This is a genomic window from Methylobacterium marchantiae (assembly GCF_042679825.1).
GTDB classification, from domain to species: Bacteria; Pseudomonadota; Alphaproteobacteria; order Rhizobiales; family Beijerinckiaceae; genus Methylobacterium; species Methylobacterium marchantiae.
The window spans coordinates 72,932-83,193 of sequence record NZ_JBHTND010000021.1 but is presented as its reverse complement, the minus strand read 5'-3'; the positions used below and the strand labels follow the sequence as shown (position 1 = coordinate 83,193).

The 10,262-nt window shown below is 67.1% G+C and carries 10 protein-coding genes; 6 read left to right on the top strand and 4 right to left on the bottom strand.

Features of this window, described 5'->3' with window-relative positions:
* Positions 1–731, top strand: a 731-nt coding sequence (locus tag ACFQ4G_RS15560; RefSeq protein WP_379040536.1) for a VWA domain-containing protein, incomplete at its 5' end; no start/stop codon positions are given.
* A 10-nt stretch (positions 732–741) separates the two neighbouring features.
* Positions 742–1,659: an alpha/beta fold hydrolase BchO gene (bchO, locus tag ACFQ4G_RS15555; RefSeq protein WP_238205738.1), complete on the top strand. Its 918-nt coding sequence runs from the start codon at positions 742–744 to the stop codon at positions 1,657–1,659.
* A gap of 521 nt (positions 1,660–2,180) precedes the next feature.
* Here bchO and ACFQ4G_RS15550 read toward each other — a convergent pair.
* Both ACFQ4G_RS15550 and ACFQ4G_RS15545 read right to left on the bottom strand, forming a co-directional pair.
* On the bottom strand, positions 2,181–3,332 hold the full coding sequence (locus tag ACFQ4G_RS15550; RefSeq protein WP_238205736.1) for a beta family protein: 1,152 nt from the start codon (positions 3,330–3,332) through the stop codon (positions 2,181–2,183).
* Positions 3,333–3,336: 4 nt separating this feature from the next.
* Positions 3,337–4,632 (bottom strand): ImmA/IrrE family metallo-endopeptidase, encoded by a 1,296-nt coding sequence (locus ACFQ4G_RS15545; RefSeq protein ID WP_238205734.1) that lies wholly within the window; start codon positions 4,630–4,632, stop codon positions 3,337–3,339.
* A 287-nt stretch (positions 4,633–4,919) separates the two neighbouring features.
* Here ACFQ4G_RS15545 and ACFQ4G_RS15540 point away from each other — a divergent pair, with 287 nt between their 5' ends.
* Genes ACFQ4G_RS15540 through ACFQ4G_RS15525 form a run of 4 tightly spaced genes read left to right on the top strand, consistent with a single transcriptional unit; the run spans position 4,920 to position 7,804 of the window.
* Positions 4,920–6,449 (top strand): phytoene desaturase, encoded by a 1,530-nt coding sequence (locus tag ACFQ4G_RS15540; protein ID WP_238205732.1) that lies wholly within the window; start codon positions 4,920–4,922, stop codon positions 6,447–6,449.
* Positions 6,430–7,518 carry a phytoene/squalene synthase family protein gene (locus ACFQ4G_RS15535; RefSeq protein WP_238205731.1) on the top strand — a complete coding sequence of 363 codons (1,089 nt, stop codon included), beginning with the start codon at positions 6,430–6,432 and terminating at the stop codon, positions 7,516–7,518. Before ACFQ4G_RS15540 ends, ACFQ4G_RS15535 begins: the two co-directional genes overlap by 20 nt.
* Positions 7,515–7,670 carry a hypothetical protein gene (locus tag ACFQ4G_RS15530; protein WP_238205729.1) on the top strand — a complete coding sequence of 52 codons (156 nt, stop codon included), beginning with the start codon at positions 7,515–7,517 and terminating at the stop codon, positions 7,668–7,670. The genes ACFQ4G_RS15535 and ACFQ4G_RS15530 overlap by 4 nt, the downstream gene beginning before the upstream one ends.
* Positions 7,667–7,804: a hypothetical protein gene (locus ACFQ4G_RS15525; RefSeq protein ID WP_238205727.1), complete on the top strand. Its 138-nt coding sequence runs from the start codon at positions 7,667–7,669 to the stop codon at positions 7,802–7,804. The genes ACFQ4G_RS15530 and ACFQ4G_RS15525 overlap by 4 nt, the downstream gene beginning before the upstream one ends.
* Positions 7,805–7,816: 12 nt before the next feature.
* Here the strand turns inward: ACFQ4G_RS15525 and ACFQ4G_RS15520 are convergent, their stop codons facing one another.
* Both ACFQ4G_RS15520 and crtD read right to left on the bottom strand, forming a co-directional pair.
* Entirely contained in the window at positions 7,817–8,716 is a 900-nt protein-coding gene (locus ACFQ4G_RS15520; protein ID WP_238205725.1) for a carotenoid 1,2-hydratase, read from the bottom strand.
* Positions 8,674–10,221, bottom strand: coding sequence for a 1-hydroxycarotenoid 3,4-desaturase CrtD (gene crtD / locus ACFQ4G_RS15515; protein WP_238205723.1), 1,548 nt, complete (start codon positions 10,219–10,221; stop codon positions 8,674–8,676). Before crtD ends, ACFQ4G_RS15520 begins: the two co-directional genes overlap by 43 nt.
* Positions 10,222–10,262 lie beyond the last annotated feature (41 nt).

Here is a 10,262-nt window from a genome sequence, read left to right as displayed (position 1 = left end):
GCTCCGGCCGGCCCATGGGCGCGCGGCCGGGCGATCCGCGCAGGGGCCGGCTCGACCTCATCGCGACGCTGCGCGCCGCCGCCCCCTGGCAGAGGATCAGGCACCGGCCCGGATCGGCGTCCGGCCTCGCCATCCGCTTGGACGACGTCCGCATCACCCACTTCCGGCAGCGGACCGAGACCACGACCATCTTCGCCGTCGACGCGTCGGGATCCTCCGCCCTGGAGCGGCTGGCCGAGGCCAAGGGCGCCGTCGAGCTGCTTCTCGCCGAGGCCTATACACGGCGCGACAAGGTCGCCCTCGTGGCGTTCCGCGGCCGGGGCGCCGACCTGATCCTCGCGCCGACGCGCTCGCTGGTGCGGGCCAAGCGCGGCCTCGCCTCCCTGCCCGGAGGGGGCGGGACGCCCCTCGCCGCCGGCATCGACGCCGCCGGAGAGGTGGCGCTGGGGGTGAGGCGCGGCGGCGGAACCCCGGTGGTGGTCATGCTCACCGACGGAAGGGCCAACGTCGCCCGTTCGGGCATCGCGGGGCGGGAGCGGGCGGGCGAGGATTCGCTCACCGCCGCCCGCCTCTTCCGCGCGGCGGGCCTCCGCGCCATCCTCATCGACACGGCGCCCCGGCCGCAGGATTCGGCCCGCCGCCTCGCCGCCGCCATGGGCGCGCGCTATCTGCCCCTGCCCCATGCCGATGCCGGGGCGATGAGCGCCGCGATCCGGTCGGCGACGGAATAGGGTCCCCCGCATGCGCGCTGCCGCCGACCGACCCCGATGGGAGCGCGAGGGCGCCGACTGGCCGCACCGGCAGGCGAGCCGCTTCGTCACGGCCTCCGGCCTGTCCTGGCACCTGCAGGAGATGGGCGCGGCGGAGGCGCCGGTGCTCCTCCTCCTGCACGGCACCGGCGCCGCCACCCATTCCTGGCGCGGGCTGATGCCGCTCCTGGCGACGCGTTTCCGGATCGTCGCCCCCGATCTACCGGGCCACGGCTTCACCGACCCGCTGCCCGCCGGGCGGCTGTCCCTGCCGGGGATGGCCTCCGCCATCGGCGACCTCCTGCGCGAACTGGACATCCGCCCCTGCGGCGTCGTCGGCCATTCGGCCGGGGCGGCGATCCTGGTCCGCCTCTGCCTCGATGGCGGGATCGCGCCCGACCTCCTGGTGGCGCTCAACGGCGCGCTCACCCCGTTCCCCGGCCTCGCCTCGGTGCTGTTCCCGAGCATGGCCCGGCTGCTCTTCCTCAACCCGATCACGCCCAAGGTCTTCGCCTGGACCGCCGACCGCCCGGCGGTCGAGCGCCTGATCCGCGGCACCGGCTCGCGCCTCGATGCCGAAGGACTCGATCTCTACCGCCGCCTGTTCCGCAACCCCGGCCACGTGGCCGGCGCCCTCGGCATGATGGCGAACTGGGACCTCGCGGCCCTCGACCGCGACATCGGCCGCCTTACCGTGCCGACGCTCCTCGTGGTCGGCAGCGAGGACAAGGCGATCTCCCCCGACACCGCCTTCGCCCTGCGCAAGCGCCTGACCAACGCCCGCGTGGAGCTGCTGCGCGGCCTCGGCCACCTCGCGCATGAGGAGGCGCCGGAGAAGGTGGCGGAGGTGATTTTCGCCGCTATGGCTCCGGTGACGGGGGAGGGGGTCGGGTTTAGCGTATCGCCGTGAGGTGGGGCCGTGGACGCCCATTCTGCCAGCGAGGGCTGGGGGCTCTGCGCCCAAGACAGAAGTTTACGGTCCGGCTGGAAGCGGCCATTCGGCTTCTAACCACGCGCCGCCGTCCTCAAACATGTCTTGAGGAGGATCCCGCAACCAGGCGATCGAGCCTGACCCCGTAGGCGCGCTGGACAAACCGACGAACAGATCTCTTTGTCAGCTTTGCGGAGCACTCAGACAGCATCCCATCGGCTCTTAAAAGCCGATGGAGGAGCCTTACGATGCGGCGCATCGCATTGTGCCAGCCTCGGCCCTGGAGATGAGATCGCTCGCCGCCTCCAATGTCTGACGCTCTGCGCCAACCATCAAGACGATGTGTACTATGCCATTGTCAGGCCTATGGTGCTGGATCATATGTTGCAAGCATCCATTAATGGCCAAGTGTTTATCATAATGCGCTACATGGCGCCCGCCGAATCAATCTGAGTCGATTGCGGCCATGCCACGTAAGTAATGGTCGATGTGGCAGAATATTATTTTTCAAACAGAGAAATTTGCACAGCTGGCGTGCTGACCGGCCGGTCACTGAAGGTAATCCCTTTGATCTTTCCGATATCGCGAACCACGCGGGTAATGTGATGTGCAGTGTTAATTTCGCGCCATGTCGTGCCGTTGCCCGGGCCGACCCAACTTTTAGCCGTTTGGAAAATGACATCGTCGGCCGATGAAAACTCCCGACCCGCAAAATGACCGCTGCTGACAACCCGAGCCGCCACGTCAGGCATCACCACGTCGTTCTTGCCCGTGTCCGCGCCGCGCACAACCAGCCAACTGTCGGGCGTAGTATAGCGGTAGTGGCGGATTGGGATGCCGCCGCCAGCCTTTCTGAAATCAAACTTCGCGCAGTCGGCACCGTAGTCGCCAAAAACAAGCTGTTCCGGCGATTTTGCGTCCAGCTTGATGGCCTGCTGCCACACGAGCCACTCATTCCGGGGCACCAAAAAATGATCGCTGGCGACAGCAGGATTTTTATCGGGGTAATTTGTCCCCTGAAACACCACTGATTGCCAGCGGCCCAGCCGCTGCAAATCTTCGACTGCGCCCTGTACGACGTCAGCGACTACCTCCGGCGCCGAAAAATCGGCTTCGGCAAAGTCTATCAGAACCATACAATCCTGCGGTTGGAGCCCCAGCACCATCAACGCTGCCTTAAGGCGGCCATCTAGTTCGCTGTCGACCTCGTCATAGGTCACGCGCAAGGCCGCCTTCAGCTGCTGATTGACGCGTAGAGCTTGGCTGAACCCTCTGGCACGGACGCTAAGGGTGTCTTTAATCGTCAGAACAGGGATGACGTCGGCGTGGTTGCTCCGCGCAACACTGAACAACCTTGGAAGCCACTGATCGCTTTCGTCTTCACCGAATTCCTTGAACAGATACGTCACATCCAGCAGCGCTTCGCGCATATGCCAGCTGTCGGCGATCCGGCGGCCCGTCCCATATACGATTTCGTCTTTCGTCAGCAGTCGTTTGAGCTCGGGATCAATATCCTTCGGCGGGGGCACAACTAGGCGGGGAAGAATCTTGTCTGCAACGTCTGGCGCCAAGCGCCACAGCCCGCGGTACTCACCTTGCTTAAGGCGAAGGGCAGGGACGTAGAGAAGCGACTTACCATGTTTCAGTTTCAAGGCTCTATCCCTCCGTCGTGAAGTACTTTCTCACCTGATTGGCGCCAATAACGCTAGAAAATATGGTGTAATCATCTCGCTCTTTGCGGATTCGGCCAAATACTATCGCAGGATTAATCTCGAGTTCTCGGGCAAATTTTTCGACCACGGCTGCCGACTTCGTGATGCGTGCAGGCGAACGTTTCCATTTCTCATCCGGAATGAGCATATTGGAAGCAAAATCATTGGCCTCGCGTTCAACCTCGTCGATATCGGCCGCTTCGGCATCATCGAAAAATCCAATGTTCAAGCCCGCCCGATAGTGCAGGATTACGTGCGCCACTTCATGCAACAGCGTGAACCAGAAATTGTCGAGAGCGTCCCGCCGCAAAGTCAGTCCGATCACTGGCGTTCCATTCAGTAAAAACGCGGCCCCGTCGACTTTCATGCCAGGAATTTGGCGCTCCACAATTAGCAAGATCCCTTTGCTGTGCAAAAGCTGTTGCGCGCGAGCGGGTCCATCAACATGCCGGCTAAGCCGCACCAGTTCCAGCAGCCAGGAAATATCCAGCGGATTGTACTCAGGCTGCCGTTTAACTAGCATCTCTTCGGCGATGCGCGTCACGCGCGCGCGCCAAGCGACCAGCAGCAGGTCATCAGAGTGGTCTTCAACGTGAAATCCTGTCCGCAACAGGGTCGGCGTTCCATATTTTACTATGTGGTTAGAAACATAGCGCTGCAGATAGTTAAAGCTTTCTTCCTCATCCGGACCATCAACGTCCTGAACCGCAAACCATGCGTTCTCTCGCGCATGCTTCAAGATTTTTTTTACTTCAATTGCCGATATCTGCTTGGCAATATTCCATCCGCTACCGGCCCAATCTGACAAACCCAATGTCCATTGCATACCCAGTACATTTGCAACACGCTGAAAATTTCCTAGACTGATACTTGTATAGCGATCAGCTTCGTAGCGCTGGATCTGTTGTTCTTTAAGGCCGAGCTTGCGTCCTAATTCTTTCTGCGTCAGCCCGCGCGCAATGCGGCCGACGATTAGACCAAGGCCAGGGTCGTTACCGGCACGTCGCTGCAGAGCTGAATAATCCCCCGCCTTCGCTGCCTCATAGGCATCTAGCAGGGACTGTAGTTCGTTATTGTGGGCCTCGATGGCTTTGCGAAAACCGGTAACAACTGTGGGGGGTAGGCCAGAAATGATCGGCCGAAACAGCATTTCTGAAGATAGGGCCTTGTCGAATTCAGCCGAAAGTACGCGCGCTTCACGCGCTTCGCGTTCGTTCAAAATCACCGCTAGCTTCGCCATGAGTTAGAGTTACACAACAAAATTGTTGTGCGCAAGTAGGAACGCTTCAGTCTGCGTCGACGTGCAGCCCAGAATCGGCGATCTACGACATTTGTTTCTCGCCTTGCCAGCGGTCAGGTCTGTCCCAAATTTGTGGAATCCACGCCATCGCCGCCTGCCGGATAGCCTGTTGAAAGGCGGGCGTCCTTAAGGTCAGCTGAGTGTTGGAAGCGTTCGAAACTTGGCTCGCATCGCCCCCCACAAATCAGCGCTTGCATCCCCAATTTCCCCCCTGATAGTGTCATCCTATGTTGACACTCAGCGATGTGCCGACCTCCTCGACCCGGCCGGCCAGACGCCCCCATGCGGTGGTGATCGGCAGCGGCTTCGGGGGGCTCGCCGCCGCTGTCCGGCTCGGGGCGCGGGGGTACCGGGTCACGGTGCTGGAGCGGCTGGAGCAGCCCGGCGGGCGGGCGCGGGTGCATCGGCAGGACGGCTTCACCTTCGATGCCGGGCCGACCATCGTCACCGCGCCGTTCCTGTTCGAGGAACTCTGGACCCTGTGCGGGCGGCGCATGGAGGACGACGTCACCCTGGCGCCGATGCTGCCGTTCTACCGCATCCGCTTCGAGGACGGCGCGACCTTCGATTACAGCGGCGACCTCGACGCCATGCGCGCGGAGGTGGCGCGGTTCTCGCCCGGGGACGTCGCCGGCTACGAGCGTTTCATGGAGCGCTCGCGGGCGATCTGCGAGGTCGGGTTCGAGCAGCTCGGCCACGTGCCCTTCGGCTCGATCTCCGACATGCTGCGGATCACGCCCGATCTCATTCGGCTGGGCGGGCATCGCAGCGTCTACGACGTGGTGGCGAGCCATATCCGCGACGAGCGCCTGCGGACGATCTTCAGCTTCCATCCGCTCCTCATCGGCGGCAGCCCGTTCCGGGCCAGCGCGATCTACTGCCTGATCGCCCATCTCGAACGGCGCTGGGGCGTGCATTTCGCCATGGGCGGGACGGGCCGGCTGGTGGACGGCCTCGTGGGCCTGATCGAGGGCCAGGGCGGGGCCTTGCGCTGCGGGGCCGACGTGTCCCGCATCGTCGTCGAGGACGGCGCGGCCACGGGCGTGGCCCTGCCCTCCGGCGAGCGCATCGCCGCCGACATCGTCGTCTCCAACGCCGATTCCGCCTTCACCCACCGCACCCTCCTGCCCGCCGGGGTGCGGCGGCGCTGGACCGACCGGCGCCTCGACAGGTCGCATTCCTCCATGGGCCTGTTCGTCTGGTATTTCGGCACGAGCCGGAAATTCCCGGACGTCGCCCACCACACCATCCTGATGGGGCCGCGCTATCGCGGGCTCATCGACGACATCTTCCGGCGCAAGGTCCTGTCGAAGGATTTCAGCCTCTACCTGCACCGCCCCACCGCCACGGACCCGCTGCTCGCGCCGCCGGGCTGCGACGCGTTCTACGTGCTCTCGCCGGTGCCCAACCTCGCCGGCGGCCAGGATTGGAGCGTGGAGGCGGAGGCCTATCGGCGCGCGATCGAGCGCCATCTCGATGCCACCGTGATGCCGGGCCTGTCGGAGTCCATCGTCACCTCCAAGGTGACGACGCCCGAGGATTTCGCACAGGATTTCCTGAGCTTTCGCGGCTCTGGCTTCGGCCTCGAGCCGGTGCTGACGCAATCGGCCTGGTTCAGGCCGCACAATGCCTCCGAGGACGTCGCCCGGCTCTATCTCGTGGGGGCCGGCACCCATCCCGGCGCCGGCCTGCCCGGCGTCCTCTCCTCCGCCCGAATTCTCGATACCGTGGTGCCGGATGCGCGCGTCTTCGCTTGAGTTGTCCCGGCCCCCGCTCTGGGCGATCCCCCATGCGGATGCGGAGGACCACGCCGCCTGCCGCGCGGCGATCCGCACCGGGTCGCGCAGCTTCTTTGCCGCCTCCGCCCTGCTGCCGCCGGCGATCCGCAGGCCCGCCTTCGGGCTCTACGCCTTCTGCCGCCTCTCGGACGACGCGGTGGACGACGTCGCCGAGAGCGGACGCCGCCCCGCCGTCGCGCGGCTCCAGCTGCGGCTGGCCCGCGCCTATGAGGGACGCCCCTGCGACGCGCCGGCGGACCGGGCGCTGGCCGACATCGTTTCCGATCACGCCATCCCGCAGGCCTTGCCCGCCGCGCTGATCGAGGGCCTCGCCTGGGACGCCACCGGGCGCCGCTACGAGACCCTGTCGGATCTCACCGCCTATGCGGCGCGGGTCGCCGCCTCGGTGGGCGCGATGATGACCCTGATCATGGGGGTGCGCGATCCCGCCGTGCTCGCCCGTGCCTGCGACCTCGGCGTCGCCATGCAGCTCACCAACATCGCCCGGGACGTGGGCGAGGACGCGCGGGCCGGCCGGCTCTACCTGCCGCAATCCTGGCTGCGGGAGGCCGGCATCGATCCGGACGCCTTCCTGCGCGAGCCCGGCTTCACGCCGGCCCTCGGGCGCGTCGTCGCCCGCCTGCTCGCGGCGGCGGACCTGCTCTATGCCCGCTCGGAATCCGGCATCGCCGGATTGCCGGCCGCCTGCCGCCCGGCGATCCGCGCCGCACGGCTGATCTATGCCGAGATCGGCCGCGAGGTGGAGCGGGCCGGATACGATTCGGTCTCGCGCCGCGCCCGCGTCGACGGGCGCAGGAAGCTGGCGCTCCTCGGCCGCGCCCTGGTCGCGACGGAGGACAGGGCGGCCCTGCATGAGCCGCCGCTGCCGGAGATCCTGTTCCTGATCGAGGCCGTCACCGCCCGGCCGGTGAAGGCCTCCGCGATCCCGCCCTGGTGGAACGTCCCGGCCCAGGTCGCGCGGGTGCTCGATCTGGTGGAGACCCTGCGCGAGCGCGAGGCCCTGGGCCGCGAACCCGCGCCCTCGTGAGCGACCATCTCTTCGCCGCCTTCGATATCGGCCTCGTCTTCGCCCTGGCCCTGGGGCTGGCAATCTGGCAGCTCGTCGTCGTCAAGCGCGGCATCCGCAAGGATCGGGACGAGGCCGCGCGGCGCGCCGCTGCGGACGACCCCGCGCCGTGATCGCCTCCACCGCCCTCGAACTGCTCCTGATCGGCCTGGCCGTGTGGCAGCTGATCGTGGTGCGCAGGAGCATCCGGGCGGACCGGGAGCGCGAGGAACGCCGCCAACCGGACAGCAGACAGGATACGGGCTGACGCCGCCCGCGATCATCCCACTCGCCGCGGCATCCGGAACGGCAGCATGAACGTCACGAGCGGGTTCCTGAACCGGTCCAGCGAGAGGCTCTCGTGGACGGGGCGCACGCTCTCGCCGTCGAGGGTCGAGGCCAGGAGCGAGCGGGCATAGAACGGCGTGTCCTCGAAGGTGCGCACGATCGTCGAGACCGAATCGTCGCTGCGCGTGGAGCGCGGCATCCGCCACAGGCGCGTCGGCGGCAACGCGGCGGCAAGCGGCGGGCGGATGTCGCGGCGCGTGCCGTCGGCGGCAAAGCGCAGGGACAGGTTCTGGCCGCTGCCGTCGCGGCGGCGGACATCGTAGAGGATCGCCGACCCATCCTTCAGGTCGGCCCGGCACCAGGTCCAGTCGCTGAAGGAACGCTCCAGGGCGGTGTCGCCGTGGTTGGTGTCGAAATAAGCCGTCCCGCGCCAGGACAGGGACGGCGCGTCGAGGGAGACCTCGACCGGGGAGGAGGGGGCCATCGGCCACCACCGGTGCTCGCCCGTTGCGTCGAGGGTGAAGGTCTGCCCCGTGAAGCCGTTCGGGCGCAGGCGGATCGTACCGCGGACCCGCGAAGGGATCGGTGCCGTCACCTCGTCGAGGGTGATGGTGAGGGTCGTCCCGTCCCATTCGAGCCCGCTCGGACCGATCTGGATGTGCGATGCATCCCGGCTCACCGCGTCGCGGCCGCGCTCGGTCATGCAGAAGCGGTTGGCGCGCTCCCCGTAGAGAACCACGTTCACGGCGCAATGGTCGAACGGGTCGCGGCTGCGGTCCAGGGCGTAGTAGGGCGAGAACACGCTGCCGATGAAGGCGATGATCGTCAGCCCCTGCCGCCCGTCCTCGCTCAGGGCGTCGACATACCACCAGACGTAGCCGTCCCTTGCCACCGGCGTGTCGAAGCGCGGCCCGTCCGGCTCAGGTCGGCCAGCAGGCTGTCGGCCGCGATCCGCCCCGATTGCGCCGCCATCGGCACCCCCGGCCCCGGATGGATGCTGCCCCCCGCCAGATAGAGACCCGGCAGAGCCGTTCGCGCGCCGGGCCGCTTGAACGAAGCCATCCAGCCGTGCGAGGCCCGGCCGTAGAGGGCGCCCCCCGTCGCCGGGAACAGCCGCTCGAACCCCGCCGGATCGGTCGTCACCGCCCCCGGCGACGCCTCCATCGTCAGCCCGCATTCCGTCAGCTTGCGACGCAGGTTGGTCTCGCATGAGGCGATCTCCGTGGGATCGAGCGGGCGTTCCAGGCCCAGGGCAGGGGCGTTGACGAGGCAGAGCAGGCGCTCCGGCGCGCCGAGGGCCGAATCGTCGTCGGCGCGGTCCTGCGCGCAGACATAGACGGTCGGGTCGTCGGGAAGCCGGCCGGCGCGGAGCGCCGCGAATTCGGCGGCGTAGTCGCGGGAGAAGAACACGTTGTGCCGCACCAGCGGGAAGCCGGAGGTCCGGGCCCTGGCGCAGAGCGTCACCGCCGAGAGCGAACGGTCCGACGGCGTCACCGCCTCGACCGCCCGCGCCGCCCTGGCGCCGAACAGGCCCTTGCCCAGAGCCGCCGCATCGGCGTTGGACACCACCCAATTCGCCGCGATCCGCTCGCCATCGGCGAGGTCGAGACCGACGATGCGCCCGCCCTCCACCGCGATCCCGGCCACATGCGCACCGTAGCGGATGCGGGCGCCGCGCTCCTCGGCGAGATCGGCGATGACGGCGGCGAGCCGGCTCAGGCCGCCCTCCACATGCCAGACGCCCTGGCTCTCCACATGGGCGACGAGCATCAGCGTCGCCGGGGCCTCAAAGGGGGAGGAGCCGCAATAGGTGGCGTAGCGCCCGAACAGCTGGCGCAGGCGCGGATCGCGGAAATAGTCGCCGAGCGCGCTCCACAGGGTGGTGAAGGGCTGGATGCGCAGCAAGCCGCCGAGGCCGGCGAGGCCGACGCGGCGGCCGAGATCGATGGGGCTCGGCCGCTCCCCCCTGATGAAAGGCCCCTCCAGGGTGCCATAGACCTCCGCCGCCCGGGCGCGGAACCGGCGGTAGCCGTCCTCCTCGCCGGCATCGGCGAAGGCGCGGATCGCCGCCGCCGACGCCTCGTGATCGGCGAACAGGTCGAGGCGCTGGTCCGCCCCCCAGGCGTGACGGGCGAGGATCGTGGCCGGGCTCAGCGCCAGGCGGTCCGACAGGTCGGCGCCGCATTCCGAGAAGATCTCCTCGAAGACCCAGCGCATGGTGAAGACGGTGGGGCCGGCCTCTACCCGCAGGCCGTCCACGGGAAGGCTGCGCATCTTGCCGCCGGGCCGGAGCCCGCGTTCCAGCACCGTGACGTCGAGCCCGGCATGGGCGAGCCTCAGGGCCGCCACCAGCCCGCCGATTCCTGCACCGATCACCGCCACCCGTTGCGCCGTCACTCCATCCCCCGTTTCGACCCGTCAACCGTTTCAGCCTTGAC